General features: G+C 66.7%; 10 protein-coding genes and 3 pseudogenes. 6 read left to right on the forward strand and 7 right to left on the reverse strand.

The genetic code is table 11. The features are described 5' to 3' along the window. Positions 1 to 10 precede the first annotated feature (10 nt). On the forward strand, positions 11 to 358 hold the full coding sequence (locus ACZ49J_RS42855; RefSeq protein WP_467456693.1) for a DUF2530 domain-containing protein: 348 nt from the start codon (positions 11 to 13) through the stop codon (positions 356 to 358). An 88-nt stretch (positions 359 to 446) separates the two neighbouring features. Here the strand turns inward: ACZ49J_RS42855 and ACZ49J_RS42860 are convergent, their stop codons facing one another. Beyond that, positions 447 to 998, reverse strand: a complete 552-nt coding sequence (locus tag ACZ49J_RS42860; RefSeq protein ID WP_467456691.1) for a YwqG family protein — start codon at positions 996 to 998, stop codon at positions 447 to 449. A gap of 61 nt (positions 999 to 1,059) precedes the next feature. Continuing rightward, complete coding sequence (locus ACZ49J_RS42865) at positions 1,060 to 1,479, reverse strand: ATP-binding protein (RefSeq protein WP_467456689.1); 420 nt, start codon at positions 1,477 to 1,479, stop codon at positions 1,060 to 1,062. Positions 1,480 to 1,723: 244 nt separating this feature from the next. Here ACZ49J_RS42865 and ACZ49J_RS42870 point away from each other — a divergent pair, with 244 nt between their 5' ends. Both ACZ49J_RS42870 and ACZ49J_RS42875 read left to right on the forward strand, forming a co-directional pair. After that, positions 1,724 to 2,575, forward strand: a complete 852-nt coding sequence (locus ACZ49J_RS42870; RefSeq protein ID WP_467456687.1) for a helix-turn-helix domain-containing protein — start codon at positions 1,724 to 1,726, stop codon at positions 2,573 to 2,575. A gap of 9 nt (positions 2,576 to 2,584) precedes the next feature. After that, positions 2,585 to 2,779, forward strand: a complete 195-nt coding sequence (locus ACZ49J_RS42875) for a DUF397 domain-containing protein (protein WP_467456686.1) — start codon at positions 2,585 to 2,587, stop codon at positions 2,777 to 2,779. A gap of 24 nt (positions 2,780 to 2,803) precedes the next feature. Here ACZ49J_RS42875 and ACZ49J_RS42880 read toward each other — a convergent pair. Further along, positions 2,804 to 3,163: pseudogene (locus tag ACZ49J_RS42880) on the reverse strand (IS701 family transposase); the annotation flags it as partial. A gap of 84 nt (positions 3,164 to 3,247) precedes the next feature. Here ACZ49J_RS42880 and ACZ49J_RS42885 point away from each other — a divergent pair. After that, complete coding sequence (locus ACZ49J_RS42885; RefSeq protein ID WP_467456685.1) at positions 3,248 to 3,532, forward strand: GntR family transcriptional regulator; 285 nt, start codon at positions 3,248 to 3,250, stop codon at positions 3,530 to 3,532. 236 nt (positions 3,533 to 3,768) lie between these two features. Here ACZ49J_RS42885 and ACZ49J_RS42890 read toward each other — a convergent pair. Continuing rightward, positions 3,769 to 3,996, reverse strand: a pseudogene (locus ACZ49J_RS42890) (hypothetical protein); the annotation flags it as partial. 79 nt (positions 3,997 to 4,075) lie between these two features. On the opposite strand from ACZ49J_RS42890, the gene ACZ49J_RS42895 reads away from it, so the two are divergent. Further along, the gene (locus tag ACZ49J_RS42895; protein ID WP_467456724.1) at positions 4,076 to 5,314 is read left to right on the forward strand and encodes an IS701 family transposase; all 1,239 of its coding nucleotides are present in this window, start codon (positions 4,076 to 4,078) and stop codon (positions 5,312 to 5,314) included. Between the two features lie 909 nt (positions 5,315 to 6,223). Further along, positions 6,224 to 6,437 (forward strand): annotated as a pseudogene (locus ACZ49J_RS42900) (IS1380 family transposase); the annotation flags it as partial. A gap of 57 nt (positions 6,438 to 6,494) precedes the next feature. On the opposite strand, the gene ACZ49J_RS42905 reads toward ACZ49J_RS42900, so the two are convergent. From ACZ49J_RS42905 to ACZ49J_RS42915, 3 genes are all read right to left on the reverse strand, one after another. After that, positions 6,495 to 6,959 carry a DUF4262 domain-containing protein gene (locus tag ACZ49J_RS42905; RefSeq protein WP_467456683.1) on the reverse strand — a complete coding sequence of 155 codons (465 nt, stop codon included), beginning with the start codon at positions 6,957 to 6,959 and terminating at the stop codon, positions 6,495 to 6,497. 12 nt (positions 6,960 to 6,971) lie between these two features. After that, a complete protein-coding gene (locus ACZ49J_RS42910; RefSeq protein ID WP_467456682.1) occupies positions 6,972 to 13,796 on the reverse strand; it encodes a polymorphic toxin-type HINT domain-containing protein in 6,825 nt (2,274 codons plus the stop codon). Between the two features lie 148 nt (positions 13,797 to 13,944). Continuing rightward, on the reverse strand, positions 13,945 to 17,637 hold the full coding sequence (locus ACZ49J_RS42915) for a LamG-like jellyroll fold domain-containing protein (RefSeq protein WP_467456681.1): 3,693 nt from the start codon (positions 17,635 to 17,637) through the stop codon (positions 13,945 to 13,947). Positions 17,638 to 17,649: the final 12 nt, after the last annotated feature.

Consider the following 17,649-nt stretch of genomic DNA (forward strand, 5'->3'; position numbering starts at 1 on the left):
AGCTGTCCCCATGGCGAAGTGGACCCCCAAGCACGAGGCGCCGGAGCCCCTGGAGGGCCCCGTGGTCGCGACGATCACCGGCGGCACGATCGTGTGGTTCGTCCTCTTCGTCGTCCAGCTCCCCTTCTACGGCTGGTTCGACGACCACGGCCACACCTGGTGGCTCTGGACCTGCCTGGCCGGCGGCGGCCTGGGCCTGTACGGCATCTGGTTCGTACGGAAGCGCGACGCGGCGATCAAGCGGGAGGCGGCGCTCAAGGCGACCGAGGACGCGGACGCCACGGAGCGGCCCCCGGCCCCCGGCGCGACACCGAGCCCGGAGACGACCCCGGACCCGGCGGTCACGGAGAAGCCTTAGGCAGCGTCCTGCGGAGAAGCGTCGCAAGTTCACGGCGGGCCCATCGCCGCAGTCCCGTTCAGCTCCGGCCTGCCCCCCTCGGCCCTGTTCAGCACTGCCAGAGGAATGCGGCCGTGCTGCAGGGAGTGCAGCTGAAGACATAACCGCGGCCTCCTCCACCGAAATTCGCCGAGGTCGCGTAGTCGTGGCCCTCTTCCAGCTCCGCGGTGAACGCCATGCGGGCGACACAGCGGGGGCAGTCCGGGGTCTCGTCATTCTGGAGCCAGTCAGGCGCGCCGCCCAGCCGTCCGAGGACGGGCTCCTCGGTGGGCATATCGGCGGGATGGCAACGCAGAGCGATGGCCGCGCCCAAGAGTGTTTCGCCTTCGACAGGAACGGCGGCTGGGGTGAGTTCGCCAGTGAAGAGATAGGCCCGGTTGGCGCCGCCAGTAGCGTCCCAGTCGTCACACATGCCTGGGTCGTTTTGACAGAGGAAGACCGCGACCACACCGATGTCGAGAGGCAAGTGGGCAAGGAACTGCATGGCCCCACCGCACTGGCGACACCTCGGCCAGGTGAATGCCTCAGGAACGAGCGGCACCCCGCCAGTTCGCAGTGCGGGCGCGTCAGCGACGGTCACCCCGTCGTAGATGAGCAGCATGGCGACAGCCTAAGAACTGCCCAGTTGGCCGGCTCCTCGGACGCCGCCGCTCGCGCACCACCTACGCGGCGGCCAGTTCACACCACACGTACTTGCCCCGGCCGCCGTGCCCGGACAGAGGCTGCCACCCCCAGAGATCGGCGCAGGAGCGGACGAGAGCGAGACCACGTCCGCCTTCCATGCCCAGATCGGCGAGCTGCTCCAACGGGGACGGCGGCTCCGGCGGTTCAGGGTCCGCATCCCAGGCACCGATGCGCAGGACGCCGTTCGCCCAGCGCACCCGAAGGACTGCGGGTCCCTTGGTGTGGCGTACGGCGTTGGAGACCAGTTCTGCGGCGAGCAGTTCGGCAGTGTCCAGCAGGGTGGTCAGACCGTGCATGGTCAGGATCAGGCGGAGGGTCCGGCGACTGATAGTGACAGCCCTGACATCGTTCGGGACGTAGAGCGAGTACTCCCAGGGCTCCGGTTCGATTTCGGGCATGCGGAAGCTCCGTTCGTTGGGGTTCGGCAGAGTGTTTGGCGTTCCGAGCGGTGGCATTGCCGCAGCCGTCATGGCAGGAGGGAGCAGTGCGCTTCCGGAATCCCGGGGTGCCGCAGTGTGTGCGTCGCGCTACTGAACGTAGGGTAGAAATTCCTACCCCCGCAACCGCCTCGCGTACTCTGACACCCGAACGAGGAGGCACAACCGCACCTGCTCCCGGGGGCGTTGAGGAGGCAGTACTCGGATGACGATGCGGAGCCAGCCCACGGCACGGCAGGTGCGCCTGGGTTCCGAGTTGCGCAGACTGCGGGAAGCCGCCGGCAAGTCGGCCAAGGAGGTGGCGGGCCTTCTCGGGTCCAGCTCGACGCACATGAGCCAGATCGAGGCGGGCAGTTCAGCCATCACCGAGGAACGGCTACGCAGGCTGGCAGCTTACTGCGCCTGCGCGGACGAAGAGTTGGTCGAGGCGCTGGTAGCCATGGCGGGTGACCGGACACGCGGCTGGTGGGAACAGTACCGCGGGGTGCTGCCCACCGCGTACCTGGACCTGTCCGAGCTCGACCACCACGCGACGTTCCGTCATGACGTAGCGGTCAATCATGTGCCCGGCCTCTTGCAGACCGAGGCCTACGCACGGGCTCTCTTCTCCTACATGAACCCGGAGTTCCCGGAGAGCGAGGTGGAGCACCGGGTAAGCCACCGGATGAGACGGAAGGTCATCATCGAGGGCTCCGATCCCATCCCGTACGAGACCGTGATCCATGAAGCGGCGCTGCGCATCCGGGTTGCCGGCCGAGCCGCGTTCCGAGCTCAGCTGGACCGCATCCTGGAGCTCTCCGAGACTGACCACGTCGCCGTTCGGGTCATCCCTTTCGCCTTGGACGACTTCGCTGGAGGAGGAAGCGCAATGGTGTACCTCGGTGGAACAGTGCCCCGCCTGGACACCGTGGTGCGTGACGCTCCCCACGGCACGGCCTTCATCGACTCCGAGGCGCAACTGCAGCATTTTCGAACGCTCTTCCGTAGGGTGAAGGGTGAGTCGCTCAACCCAGAGCAGTCGCGCGACCTCATCCACCAGTTGGCCAAGGAACTGTGAGGAGCAGCCATGACCACCCCCGCTCAGTGGCAGAAGTCATCCTTCTCCGGCGGCGGTGAAGGCAATGACTGCGTCGAGCTCTCAGCAATCACACCTGCCATCCACTTGCGCGAAAGCGACACCCCGAGCATCCAATTGAGGACGGCCCCGGCCACCTTGGCTCACCTCCTCCACGACATAAAAGCCGACAGGTTGTGCCGTTAGTACTCCAGCTGTAGATCGTGATCTTCACGTTTGGGATGCGGCTTGCCGCCGGTAGCGACTGGTGCGTGATCGTGCCTGGTGACGGCGGCGCCAGTCTGACCAGGCAACCTGGTGGGCCGCGTCGCGGATGGGTCGGACGACGAGCGCGATAAACAGGCGGCAGATCTTGTTGCAGGACAGCGGGATCAGGTCATCCGGCGTGGGTCGGTGTCCGTGTTCGTCGGCGCGGACGACGGCGAGGAAGGCATGGGCCAGCATCGCGAAGGTGACCCAGCGGGCCCACGAGGGATAGCGGCGGACTTGGTGCTCATCCAGCCCGGCCAGTCCCTTCTCGGTCTGGAAGGTCTCCTCCACCCGCCAACTGGAACCTGCGACCTTGACCAGGAACCCTGCCGATTAACACCGCGGCCCAACGCAGCGGACCGCGTTCCTCTCCTGCGGTACGCGTAGGGCTGCGGCACCGTGGAGATGACGGAGCTTCCGCGCTACGAGTACGTGAAACCCGCCGACGCCATCGCGGCAGACATCGCGTCCGGCAAGTTGCCACAGGGGGCCGCGCTGCCGGGCGAGCGCGCCATGACCGATCTGTATCGCGTGAGCATCGGCACCGTGCGTCGCGCCATCGTCGAACTCCTGAAACGAGGGCTGGTCGCCACGTTGCCCGCGAAGGGGACGTACGTCATCGGGATGCCGGAGGCAGCCGACGCGCCGAAGAGGGCGAACCGAACGCCTGAAGGAGCCGCGCGTACGTGATGCTGTTGGCGAATCAGGCCGACGGCCGTCAATTGGCTCCGGAGTCCCAGCGACACGTCATTCGTACGGCGTGTCGCTGGGACTGCGCGCCCACTTGGCCCTCGTCCAGGGAGTCCGTCCCGTTGACTACTCGGCGGCGGACGGCGGCTGACTGCCCCGCTTCTTCCCAGGGCACCCGTCGCGGTCTCCTCATGCAGTTCGCGCCGGAGAGCTTCGTGCATGAGCTCGCCGTCCTCGACCCCGCCGCCGGGCAGCGACCAGAGCATCTCACCATCGGCGCCGAGGCTCTCTCGCACAAGCAGAATCTCGTCGCCTTGGCGAATGATGCCAATAACCAACTGCACCCGGGGCTTGGGGGCCTTCGACTCCTGCGCTGTCATGCCGTTGACCGTACGGTATGGCCAGTTCACCGGTGGCCAGGGCCGCCGCGGAGACGAGTGCGACCACCGTTGGTCATCGTGCATTGTGTGGACTGACGAAGAGACGGTGGCCGCAGGTCACAGCATGGATCCCGTCCGTTGGCGGGAGGCATTCGAGGTGGTCATGGGCCGGATCACGGGCCGGTTCGCCCGGGTCGAGCCCCGGCTGCGGGCCGGGCGGTTGGTACTGGGATTGCTATCGGACCTGCCGCGCAAGAACTGCTGGACGATCGCGGAATGGGCCGGGGAAGCCAGCCCGCACGGCATGCAGCATCTGCTGTGCCGAGCCGTCTGGGATGCCGATGGCGTCCGTGATGACGTGCGCGAATACGTCGTCGAGCACCTCTATGACGATGCCGCGGTCCTGGTTGTCGACGAGACCGGCGACGTGAAGAAGGGCACCCACACGGTCGGGGCCCAGCGCCAGTACACCGGAACGGCTGGACGGATCGAGAACTCCCAGGTCGCCGTTTACCTCATCTACGCCCGCGAGAACGGACACGCGGCGGTGGACCGGGAGCTGTACATCCCGCGCTCCTGGACAAGCGACCCGGACCGCTGCCGGGCAGCCGGACTCGGCCAGGACACCGCCTTCGCGACCAAGCCAGACCTGGCCCGCACGATGATCGAACGGTTCCTGGACGCCGGACACCACGTCGGCTGGGTTACCGGGGACGAGGTCTACGGCGGCAACCCAAGACTCCGTGTGGCTCTGGAGGAACGCGGCATCGGCTATGTCCTCGCGCTGGCCTGCTCGACCGAAGTGCCCACCGGTGCAGGCAAGTTCCGTGCCGATGCCCTGGCGCGGAAGGTGCCGAAACGGGCCTGGCAGAAGCTCTCGGCCGGGCGCGGCGCGAAGGGACAGTGGTTCTACGACTGGGCCCTCATCGACCTCGCCGAGGCAGCCCCGGACCGCCACCAGCTGCTGATCCGCCGCAACCGCAGCACCGGTGAACTCACCTACTACCGCTGTCACTCCACCACGCCGACATCCCTGGCCACCCTGGTCAAGGTGGCAGGTTTCAGATGGCGGGTGGAGGAAACCTGCCAGACTGAGAAGGGACTGGCCGGGCTGGACGAGCACCAGGTCCGCCGCTACCCCTCGTGGGCGCGCTGGGTCACCCTCGCGATGCTGGCCCACGCCTTCCTCGCCGTCGTCCGCGCCGACGAACACGCACACCGACCCACGCCGGACGACCTGCTCCCGCTGTCCTGCAACGAGATCTGCCGCCTGTTCATCGCGCTCGCCGTCCGGCCCGTCCGCGACGCGGCCCACCGACTTGCCTGGTCCGACTGGCGCCGCCGCCACCAAGCACGATCACGCGCCAGTCACTACCGGCGGCAAGCCGCATCCCAGAACTGAAGATCACAATCTACGGCTGGAGTATTAGTGACTGTCTATTGATCGTCGTACTCGCCGACCGCAGTCCCCCTCCATGCCGGGCGGACGGACCCCCAGGCACGCGACGACGCCGGACTGGCCCGCTTCGAGGAAGAGCTGGAAGTACCAGCCGCCCTCCGAGCGGTGATCGACGTAGCTGACAATCACATCATCCGCTTCATATGCGGCCAGGTCCGATACAGCGCGTACGAAGCCGAGGGAGGGTTGCCCCCTCCGTCGCACCAATCTTTCGCGTCTGCGGAACGTGTGCCACAAGCGCTCGACCGGCACCGCTTCCTCTTCAACATGGAAGCGGGCACCCGCAGCGAGCGCGGAGCGGCAAGCGGACCATGCCTCGGAATCGCCCGCCAAGTAGTCGATCAACTGCTGTCGCTGCACGCTCATTCACCTCTTGTCCCACCGAGTCTCACGGAGTTCGCCACGGCCCCCTGCCGTAGCTGACCTCAGCTCCTTCTATAACGCCTTCCAAAGCATGCTCTTACTCCTCGTAGCTTTCATAGTCGGATTCGTGGACTTGGTGGCCTAGTGCGCGAGGGACCTCGGAGTGCGGTATGCCCAGAAACACACCTTCGCCAGTAATTTCTCACAGCGGCGCCAAAACGGCAAACGGCACGTTGCTTCCCCCACGACAATGAGGCGTCCCCGAAATGCTCTGCGCCACCCCTTCCCGCTATCGCTGGGATCAACTATCGCCAAAGACCCCGGCGGAAGCCCTGCCAGGAAGCTCACTGAAAGGGCTTCGGATTCACGTACTGAATGACGGGAGAGCCCCAAGCTGGCACTCGAAAGCGTTGTCCTCTACCGCGCGGCGGGTGGGCCGACGCGGCAGACCAAAGAAATATCCACGTAGCTATACGGAATACGCCTCAGGTCACGCTGGGCGGAGACTGCCTGGCAGACGTCGGTCTGCTGCGGGCCGAAGCAGCGTGTTCGCGCCGGTAGCCTCCGATCCGGCGGTGTCCCAGCTGATCGACACGCTGGCAGCAGACGGTAAGCGGTCGCTGGCCGGTGACTCGGCGCCGGACGCGACCGGGCAGGCGGTCGTGGAGCTGGGCGGGGGCTGGTAATCGCGCATTCCGAGAAGTGGACATTCCTGCGGATTGAGCGCTCTTCATGGACGAAGCCTTCGCCTCTTCTCACGTCACATCAATAGCGCCTGCCTCTCATTAAGCCAGGCAGGAGCATCCGCCCCCTCGGGATAGTTGCCATCGCGATCCGGCCATACTAGCTGCAGTGCGCGAGGAGTACTACCTGCGTAAAAGTTTGCCGCCTGCACAAGATTCGCCAAAAGCAATTCCTCTGAGACGGCCTTGAAGCGCACAGAGAAACCATTCAGGATTTCATCAGAGGAATCCCCATCACGGTACATAACCCCCTCCGCGAGCTCCGCCTCTACCGCTCGAAGAACGCCAGCCGAAGTATCTTCGGAAAGTCCCACCACGACCACTTCGGGATGGTTAAAGGTAGCGGCAAATCCGATGCTGTACGCGAAGGGAGGAGCCGAGCCGTCAGGGTCAAATACCCAAATCCAGCTCCACCCTCGAGTTGCTACATCGTCACGGATCTTGCGCTGAATCGATTCGCTTCCCGATCGTGCTCCAGTCACAGGGGCGACCTTTCAGTTATCGGACTTTTCTCTATTGCAAACTCTGCACAAGACCTGACCATTGGACGGGTCCCCTGATCCGCCTTTCGACTTCGGATCAATGTGATCGATTTGCCACTCATTCTCGGGAGGAGTAACGCCACGTTGAGACTTCTTAGGCTGAATTACTTCGGCGCCACAGATTTCGCACGTCGCAACACCGTACTTCTCCTCATTCGCCTCGACGACCTTCTTCTTGCCAGCAGGCGTAAAGTTCTTTCCAGGTCTGCTGCCCGGTGCGCCGCCAACAATCCGACAGGCGTCGTCGTTCTGATTGTGGACGAGTACCGGCGTGGCCCCCGCCAGCACATGGTACGTGTGCACGTCCGCGACGGTGAGGTTGTGCACGGTTGCATCGCTGGCCGTCCAGCGCTCAACCGCCGTGATCTGAACGTGAGTTCCCGCGCTCGTGCGCAGCCACTGCCCAGAGCTCAGGTCGGTGGCGTCTATCCACTCGCCCAGTTCCGGGACCCAGAAGGGGTGGCCGTCGGTCGCTGTCACGGACGCAGTCTTGGTGCCCTTCTTGCCGTCCGTGTCGATCGTGACCTTGACCAGGTGCTTGGCGCCCTTGCCCTTGATCTCGGCGGTGACCGTCTTGGTGAGGGTCTTTCCGGTTTTGGGGTCGGTGGCCTTGACCTTGTCGCCGTTCCTGATGTCCTCAATGCGTTTGGACGTGCCGTCGGCCATCAGGACGCGGGTATCCGGGGTGAAGCTGTTGGAGATGGGACAGCTGCCCGGTAAGGGGCCGTCGAAGTCCTCGGCCTTGGCTGCCACGTCCTCGGCGATCCCCGCAAGCCGCGTCGCCTTCGCGTCCAGCTTCCCCCAGTCCATGAAGCCGTCGACCAGGTCGCCGAGCAGGCCGGCGATGCGTTTGCCGAGGGCGACACCCTTCTTCCAGTTCCACGGCATGCCGTACTTGGTGGCGAGTTTGCCCACGAGGCCGCCGACGAAGCTGGTGGCGACGTTGAGGGCGGTCGCGCCGCAGGCGCCCAGGCTGCCCGTGGTGAAGCAGTCCAGCGCGTCGGTGAGACCGAGTTCGTCGGCGATGATGCCCGCGAGTTCCTTGGCCGCTGCGATGGCACGCTGCTTGGCCGCATCCGCCTCACCTGCGGCAGCTGCTGCCTGGTTGGCCGCGGCCGTGGGCTGGTGGGCCTTCCACGTGTACCACTCGCGGTTGTTGTTGATGTACCGCTGCAAAACCTGGGCGTTACCGAAGCCCATGCCCGTGACCTCGTCGTAGATCATCAGGCCGGTGGGGTCGGAGAAGGTGACCGGGTTGTTGTTGGCGTAGGCGTAGCCGTTGATCTGCTGCGGGTCGGTGAAGTCGATCAGCGGGTCGGCGGATATGAAGCGGCCGTTCTCCGGTTCGTACTCGCGAGCGCCCACGTGGGTCAAGCCGGTGCTCTTGTCGACCGGCTTGCCCAGGAAACCCTTGTCGTCCACCCACGGATCCGCGGGAGCGGAGCCACGAGCCGCGCCGAACGGGTCCATGTAACGCCGGGTCACCGCAGCCGACTTGGCGTCGACCGCGATCGACGCCGTGCCGTGGTGGTCACCCGTGAGGAAGTGCACGCCCTTCTCCGTGCGCAGCGCCACCGTCTGGCCGGCGAAACTGTAGTAGCGCGTCGCCTCGACCGCCCTGGTGGAGGTGTCGAGGGTCAGTTCCATGCCGGGCAGGTACAGCGTGTGCTTGCCCGGCTCCTTGCGCAGCAGCCGGCTGCCCCCGGCGGCGTAGACGAACGACGTCGCCTCACCCGCCTTCGTGGACTGGGCCAGTTTGCCGGTGGGACCCCACTTCAGATCCTGTGTCGTTCCACCCAGTACGCGCTTTTGGGTGTTGCCGACCTTGTCGTACTCGTACGTGTCCTGGCTGGTCACCGCGGGGCTGCCGCCGCTCGCCGGAGTCGTCTGGACGACCTTGGTGAGCGTGTGCGGACCACCGTTGCCCGACGCGTCCTCGCCGTAGGTGTACGTGCGGGTGACATCGGGCTTTCCGCCCACCCCGTGCAGGACCTGCCGACTGCGATTGCCGGAGTCGTCGTAGTCGAAGTCATGCCAGTAGGCGGCGGGACCACCGACCGTGCCCGTCGTCGGGGCCGTGGCGCAGGCCGAGTTCTGCTTCAGCGAACCCGCCGCGTTGTCGGACGAGTTCTTCGTCGCCCAGGCGGCCTTCAGGCGGCGCTGCCAGTCGTAGGTGAAGCACTGGACGTCCGCCTGACCGCCGTCCGGGGTGTCCGCGATGGTCGTGATGTTGCCGGAGGCGTCGTAGGTGTAGTCGGCGTCGTATGTCTGCGCGGCGACGCCCGGAAGCTCGGCGTTGGCGTGGGTGAGGCGGTTCGTGCCCCGTTCGTACTCGTACGACAGGAGTAGTTTCTTGTCGCTCCCCCCGACACCGCCGAGGTCCAGTTCCTGCAGCTGCGAGGTGTTCGCGTAGCCGGCGTTGCTGACGTAGGCGCCGATCGCACGGCCGTCCAGCCAGGACTTCAGCGACTTCGGGCGCTGGAGTTCGTCGTAATCGAAAACCAGGCTTTCCGACTTGAGGCCGCCGACTTCCGGAAGGGTCATCCCTTGGACGGTGCCGTCGTTGTTGTAGCCGGTGATGAACTCGTAGGTGCCCTTGAGTTCGGTGGCCGTGTCGCCGCCGATGACCACTTTGGTGGTCGTGGGCTGGTAAAGGGTGTCCAGACCGGTCGTCAGCGTGGCGGCGGTGGAGACACCGTTGACGTAGGTGTAGCTGCCGTAGAGGTGGCCCTTGGCGACGCGGTCGTAGACCTGACCGGTCAGCTGCGTGCCGGTGTCCGGCTCGCCCTCCCACGTGCCCACGGGACGGCTCAGGACGTCGTACTTGGTCGAGACCTTCTTGCCCCGCGCGTCCGTGGTGGAGGTCAGGCGGTCCATGTCGTCGTAGGCGTACGTGGTCCTGCCGGCGTCCGGATCCTCGGCCCACTCCTTGCGGCCGCGCTGGTCGTAGCCGTAGGACCAGGTGTTGCCCGCCGGGTCCTTGACCGTCTCGAGCTGGCCGGCCCGTGTGTGCGTGTAGTGCGTGGCCTCGTAGTCGGACGCGGTACCGGACGGCAATGGCTTGTCGCCCTTGTAGCGGCGGATCTCTGTGGTCCGCCCGCGTCCGTCGGTGATGGTCGTCGTGGGGGCCGTGCCCGCCGGCGGGTCGACGTGGACGCGGTCGCCGCCGTACGCGTACGTGGTGCGCCACTTCTCCTCGTCGGCGACCTTGAAGATGTCGGCCGTCTTGCGTCCCGCGCCGTCGAACCGCGTGACGGTGTGGCCGTCCACTTCCCCGGTGGGCTTGAAGAAGGTGTCCTTCGGTGCGCCCTGGGTGTAGTAGTCGGCGTACGCCTCCACCACGTTGCCCAGGCCGTCGTAGAAGGTGTCGGCGACGATGCTGCCGCCGTCCGGGCCCTCCGTCTGCTTCTGGCGGGGGCGCAGCAGGCCGTCATAGAGGGCGTACTCCACTCCGTACGACGCGCTGTCGTTCTCGATCTTCTCCGTCTTGACCGCGACCGCGGCGTTCTTGCGGACCGTGTAGCTGTACCTGATCGACGGCGTGCGGTTGGGCTTGTCCCGGTCCGGCAGCCACACGCCCGTGAGGCGGCCGAGCGCGTCGTATCCGAGGTCCGTGCGCCTGCCGTTGGGGTCGACCTGGGCGGCGGGGGCACCCCAGGAGCGGTAGTACTCCGTCTTGGTGGTCCAGTCGAGGGCGTTGGTCTCGGTCTTCTCCGTGGTCAGACCGTCGGTCTCGGTGTACTTGATCCGCGTCGCGGTGCCCGCCGCGTCCGTGACCTTCAGCGGACGTCCGTACGCGTCGAAGTCGGCGACAGCGGAGGACGTGACCGTCTGGTACGTGGCCTTGGTGCCGTCGTGGGACGCGAGCTTCTGGACCTTGGTGGGGTCGCCCTTGGTGGGGGCCTCGCCGAGGCCCTTGCCGTCGTAGAACGTCAGGTCGTCGGAGATGACCTGCTTCTTGCGGTTCGGGGTGACATCGCAGGAGACCGCGACCTTCTCGACCCGCGACACCAGGTCCAGCATGTTCTTGGCGGCGTTGTCCGCGTACTCGGTGCGGATGCACTGGTTGTCGTCGGCGTCGCCGACCGTGCCGTAGTCGTCGGACTCCTTGGCGCGACCGGTCGCGGCGTCGTAGCGGGTGGTGGACTTCACCTTCTGCCAGTCGCCGCTCGCCAGCGCGGTGTACACGGTGGTGGTGGCGGGGCGCACGTAGTGCGCGGTGCTGGTTCCCCAGCTCCGGACCCTGGTCGCCGTGGTGCGGGTCCAGGGCGTCGTGATGCTCTTGGTGACGATCTTGTCGGCGGTGTAGGCGCCGTTGTAGGTGATCGTCTCCAGTTCGTGGCCGGAGAGTTCGTCGGCGTCGGTGTGTTTCGTACCCTCCGAGTCGGTCACCTCGCCGCCCAGTCCACGCAGGTAGACGTGCTCGGTGCGCCGGTTGGCGGCGTTGACCGTGCCGTCGGACTTGGTGACGCGGACCTTGCCGTAACCGCGCCACTCGCTGCGGGTGCGGTACTCGGCCTTGCCGATCCCGTCCGGATCGGGCTTCTTCCAGCCCGCGTCACCGAGGTAGTCGTACGCGGTGACCATCTTCGGTGCGCCACCGGTCATGTCGCGCTCGACGACCTCGTCGACCCGGTACTTGTGGAACCAGTCCAGGATCGGGTCGGCGGCGCCCGGCGGGTTCCACTTGACGGGGTAGCAGGCCTTGGTGGACGAGTCGGCGGAGGGGAGGTCGCCCGGAGCGCATTCGACGGCCTTGTAGGTGATGTCCAGCAGCCCGCCGGTCTCGTTCTCGACACCGGTCAGGCGGTACCGCTTCATCGCCTGGATGTTGTCGCCCGGCTTGTCGACGCGGTTGGGCATCTGCTGCCCCAGCAGTTCGACACTCGGCATCGACGCAGTGCCGTCGCCGACGTGACCCGTGTGCTTGATGGTGTTCAGCCACAGCGACCTGGAGCTGTCGCCGTTGTCGGTGAAGAGGTGGCCCAGCGTCCAGGAGTCGACGTCCGCGTATTCGGTGCCGTTGCGGATCTGCGTGGTGACCTTGCTGAGTTTCTTGCGTGTCCAGAACGTCGGCGAGTTCTGGCCCTCGCACTTGGTGTCGGGCTTGCAGTTCAGGTCCCACGGGACGTCGGGCCAGCGGGTGGCCGTGGAGTCGGTCAGGTCCCCGGGCTCACAGTCCGCGGCCGCGGCCAGGCACCGCTCACCGGTGGTGAAGACGACCCGGGCCGGTGCCGGGCTGTCGTAGACCTTGCCGTCGCGCTGGCCGTACTCGATGCGCCGGAGGTAGCCGCCGCGCGTGTAGGGCTTGCCGTTCTCGTCGGTCTTCAGGCCCTGCGTGTAGTAGTTGGTCTCCTTGCCGTAGTAGTACGACATGACGTTGCCGTGCGGGTCGACGACGTAGTCGAGGTTCCAGCGCCAGGCCTGCACGCAGTGGGCGTCGGCGAGCGTCGCGTCGTAGCAGGGCTCGCCGCTGTCGTCACCGTAGACGGGCACGGTCCAGGTCGAGCCGGTCTGCGTCTTGCCGGAGGTCCATCCGGGCAGGTTGTCCAGGCCGAAGTAGTACTGGGTGCCGTCGGTGGTCGTCACCCGCCAGTGCTCGCCGTTGTTGTCACCGTTGCTGGCGCCGGAGAGCCGTTCGACCTTGCTGTTGCTGTCGCTGCTGATGCGCCACTCGTCCGTCTCGTCATCCATGATGAGCTCGCCCGACGGGCCGCCGGCGATCTGGATGGTGGCGTTGTAATAGGCCCAGCACAGGTCACCGTTGGTCTTGTCATGACCGTCATCGGCACAGGGCTTGTAGCGGCGCTCGATGAAGCCCGGCTCGTAGCCGAAGCCCTCACCGATCCAGGACCCCTGGTTGTTGGTGGCGGCTGTCTGACCGTCCACGGCCTGGGAGCCGTAGCCCAGGGAGACGGCGGGCGACAGGCCTCCCGGCGCGGGTGGCGTGCGCATCGGGTACGACCAGTTGAAGGCGCCCGAGGAGTTGGACACGCTCCACTGGGCCGACGGGGACAGCGTTGTGGCGCCGAAGCTGCCCTGGTCGCCTGAGGAGCCGGCGGTGGCCGCGAATACCGTCACGCCACCCGTAGCGCCGGTGACGCTCGTGGACCGCGACTGGCGGCCGGAGCTCTGCTGGTCTGCCGCTACGGGCACGTCGGCGGCGAGCGTCTCGGCGGCGGCGTTGTTGGTGCTGGTCAGTTCGCGCGGGGTGGTGCAAGCAGGCTTCTTCGGCGTGGTGAGGATGCACTCCGGGTACTGCACCAGCCGGAGCCGGGACCCGTAGCCCGCGCCGTACGCGTCGGCGAAGCCGGAGTAGTCGAGCTCGATCCGTGCGGCGCCCGCCTTCGCCGTCCCGTCCGTGCGCGCGACGGTCATCAGGACGCCGTCGAGGCCGGCTGCCCGCGTCTGCTTTCGGCTGAGAACCCGGACCGTCACGGAGTCCGGAGCGGGCCGGGATCTCTCAGGTCTCTTGGGAGGTCCGGCTTCGACGGGCAGCCCCTTGGTGGCCCTGGTCGCCCTGTCACGGACGGACATCTCGGCGCTGCCCGGCTCGGGCCAGGTCACCTTCGCGGGTGTCTTGACCTTGGCCTTCTCCGCCGGGTTGGAGGCGAATGGTTTCGCCTTCAGCTCCTTGCCGGGAACTGGCTTGCCCAAGTCCTTCTGCACGCCCCGGCGTTCGGTTCCGGCGTCATCCGCCGCCGCAGCCGGGACAGCCGGTGAGAGCAGGCCGGCGGCCAGGACAGTGCCCAAGGCGAGGACAACGTGTCGGCGCATTCGTGTGGGTCGTAAACGCGGGCGCGGGCGGAACCAGCTGGGCGTAGCCATGTCGTTTCTCCGTCGACACTCAGAAGTAGGCGTGGGGGTGGCTGGTCGCGGTGGCGGCTGCCGTCCCCTCGGACAGGGCCGTTACCGCGTGCTCGTGCTACGTCATCGGCTCACCAAGGCTGGTGTCGTCCTTCAGGACCGAGACGGCCGATGCGAGAGGCTCGTCGAGCGCGCCTTCGAAGACGCGCACCTCGTCGATCGAGCCGGAGAAGTACTCGGATCCGGCCGACCCGATCCCCGTACGGCCCACCTGAATGCCCACGGTCGACAGGTCCCAGGCGTTGTCGGGCCACTTGACGACCTCGCCGTTCCACTGGCCGTTGACGTACAGCCGTGCCTCTCCGAAGAGTGCGTTGTAGGCCAGGGCCAGGTGATCTCCCTTGTCCGTGAAACTCGGCAGGGGACCATTCACCTGCGACTTCGTCACCGCCGCCCCGGCCGCGTCCTTCTGGGTCACGGCCAGCTGCCAACGATCCTTGTCCGCGTCGTAGCGCACGACCACAGCGGTGTTGGCCGTGCCGGGCAGGGAGAGAACGGTCTGGTCCTTGGCCCCGTCAAGGGACGTGAGCCGGGCCCGGGCCGTCACAGTGAAACTGGACTTGGGATCGAGCAGGCCTTTGGCGCGCGTCCCGTATGCGGAGCTGCCGTCCAGGGCGAGGTGACCGTCGCCCCAGAGCGGCGGGGCGGGTGCGGTACAGATCTGCTCCAGCGGATCACAGGAATCGTCCGGCTGGTAGACCGACGCTGTGCCGCGAAGGGTGAGCCCTGTGCCGCCGGACTGCTCAGGCACCACCGCACCTTCGGCTTCGTCCATGTCCCAGTACGCCAGTTGCAGCGGAGGCATACCGCCCAGAGCCGACGTCTCGTCCGCGGTCACCACGCGGTTGAAGACCTGTACGCCGGAGACCGTCCCCTTGAGGTGCGCGGTGTAGCCGGACGGCTCCAGCGCCCGTCCGATCTGGAGCGAACCCGTGGCATTCCAGGTGGTGGGCCGTTCCTGTATGTCGCCAGTGACGAGGGTCCCGTTGACGTACATCCGCATCGTCCCGGGAACGCCTCCGGCCGTCCGGGCCTCGTCCTTGTCGTACACGCCGACCAGGTGCGTCCACTCTCCCGGCACGGGCCGTGGGCCGAGGACCTCCCACGAGATCATCGAGTCGATCTCGCTGTCCGGTGCCAGGAACGACCACCGTTTCGTCTTCGCGTCGTAACCGAGCGAGAACCCGGACTGGGCCGAACCGTCCTGGCTGACGACGCTCATCGATGTCGTCGGCAGTTCGGGAAGCCTCACCCAAGCCGCCACCGTGAACGTCTTGTCGGTGTCGACGATGTGCTGTCCCGCGTTGAGATAGGCGTCGCTGGTGCCGTTGAGCCGTGCCGCGGTACGCGAGGAGCCATGAGGTCCCTTCACCCCGAAGGTCACCCCGGATCCGGCCGTCGCGCTCGGCGCTCCGTCGCCGCCGACCGCGTGATCGGACCCGGCCGCGTCGGCCAGTGCCCATGAGGCCTTCGGCGCACGGCCCTTGGTCACGCGGAAGCGGTAGGAGGTCGTGATCTCCTTGCTGTTGCCCGCGTGGTCCTCAGCCTCGACGTACAGCGAGGTGGAACGTTCCCGCTTCGGCATCCACCGGATCACGGCAGGCTTGCCCGACTCGGCGGGGGTCACCGTCTTCTCCGACTCGCCGCTGAACTGGTAGCGGTAGCGGGCCACATCGGTGTCCGGGGAGTGGAGCGTGAACGTGCCGTACGCGCCTACCCCGTCATGCCAGGCACCGTCGTTGGGGTACCGCGTCGATGTCACCGTCGGTGCCTCGGGCTTCGTGGAGTCCAGGATGAACTCGCAGCGCGTGGCGTCTCCTTCGTTGCTCCACGGCCCCCACAGGAGCTTGCCGCTGCTGTCCGTCGAGCCGTCGCTGCCCCGGACCCACCAGCCGATCACGGTGTTCTGAGGAAGGGTGAAGGCACCCGTGCCATCACCCTCGATGTCGGTTCCCACCTTGTACTCGAACTGCTCCCACCCGCTGCTGCGGGGGTTCTTGCCGCTGTCGCTGTTGGAGTTCAGATAGCCGGTCGTGACGGTGTAGCTCTTCTGACGGCCGTCCGTTGCCGTCCAGAAGATCTCGAACTGCGCCTTCAGCTTCTCGGTGTGACCGGGAACGTCCCCGTGGTCCGGATCCCAGATGATCGCGGAGAGGGTCGGCGCCTTCTTCGTGTAGTGCTTCGTCGCCCTGCCGTACTCGCACTTGCCGCCCGGGTCCATGTCCAGTTCGTCCATCCGGGGCTGGTACGGAAGCCGGTTGTACTCGATCTCCAGCGCGGCGTTGTTGCAGAACCGCTTCCACGACGCGTACGAGCCTTCGTCCGCGGCCTTCAGACCGAAGGTGGTGGAGTCCCAGCCGGCGTCCGCCGCCTTCTGGATCGTCCCCGTGACGCCGAAGCGCACGTTCTGGTTGGTCGCGGTGCAGGAACCCGTCGGGTTGGTGGGCGACTTGGAGGTGATGTGGTCCTTGCTCGACGGCTTGTTGGACCATTTGGTGCCCGAGTTGATCGCGCTGCCGCCCGAGCTGTTGACCCGGTGCAGCTGCACCGAGCGGGCGTCGTCGTTGTAGGTGTGCAGCAGCGTGATCGCGAACTCGGCCTTGATGATCCTCTTGCCTTCGTAGCTGCCGGTCGGCATCGCGTAGTACTGCCGTTGCACGTCGTTGCCGCCGGTGCAGCGCACGGAGACGTTCGCCGGGCACAGGCCGACGCCCTTGCCCGCCTCGACGCCGTCCGCCGAGTTCGAGAACTTCCAGCCCGCGAGGCCCGAGTTCGCGGACGACACCCACGTCCAGGCGGTGCGCGAAGCGGTCTTGGTGACCGGATCGATGAAGACGGGGTACTTGGTGCTCTTGTCCCTCAGCAGACCGGTGTCGGGCCTCAGCACCATGGCGTCGTCGCGCACGTCGAGCCCCACGTCGGCGGTCCGGGCTCCGTCGGACGGACCGGGCCCCGCCTCGTGGAGGCCCGATGCGCGCGGCCGTGATCCGCTGGAGTCCCACATCAGCGGCTGCGGTGCCTCGAAGACGGTGCCACCCGAGGCCTTGTCCCTGGCTACCAACCCGCCGTCGTCGTCCTTGCCCACGTCGAGGCCGGGGGCTGTCACCGGCAGCGTCAGCGAGGCAAGGTCCGGGTTCGCGGCCGCCCTGGCCGACTTCACGACGAGCACGTGGGAGAAACCGTCGTTCTCGGCCCTCACCACCAGGTCGACGCCGGGCAGGACGGATCCGTACGTGGCGGTGCTGCCCTCAACGGCTGGCTTCGGCAGCTTCCCGGGCCAGGACACCGACAGGCTCTTACCGTCCTTGATCACCGTGGCGAACGCGCTGTCCCCGCCACCGGAGACGGACATCGCGGTGGACGTCGCCTTCGGAGCCAGTCGGCCGTCGGGCTGTGCGACCAGCGTGGTGTCGATGTCCGTCCACTCGCCGTTCTTGCGGGTACGCACCGGCTGGGCGTACTCCCGTGCGGTGAACGTCCCATTCGGGTTGGCGAAGGTCTGGCTGCGCTCGGTGCGCAGCGAGAGGATCTCCACCGGCTTGTCGAAGTCGGTGGCGGCCCGGGCCGCGGCCTGCTCGGTGGCCAGGGCCTTGGGCGCCTTGCCCTGCTCGACCCGTCGGTCGGGTGTGTCCGCGCGGGCTTGCGTACCGCTACCGGACAGGTCGGCCATCCCGGCCGCGAGTAAGGACGTCAGGATGCCCACCACGATGCCGGCCCGTATGCGGGCACGGCGCATCACTGTTCTGTTCACTGTCCCCCCTGG

Source organism: Streptomyces sp. NPDC030840 (assembly GCF_055572015.1).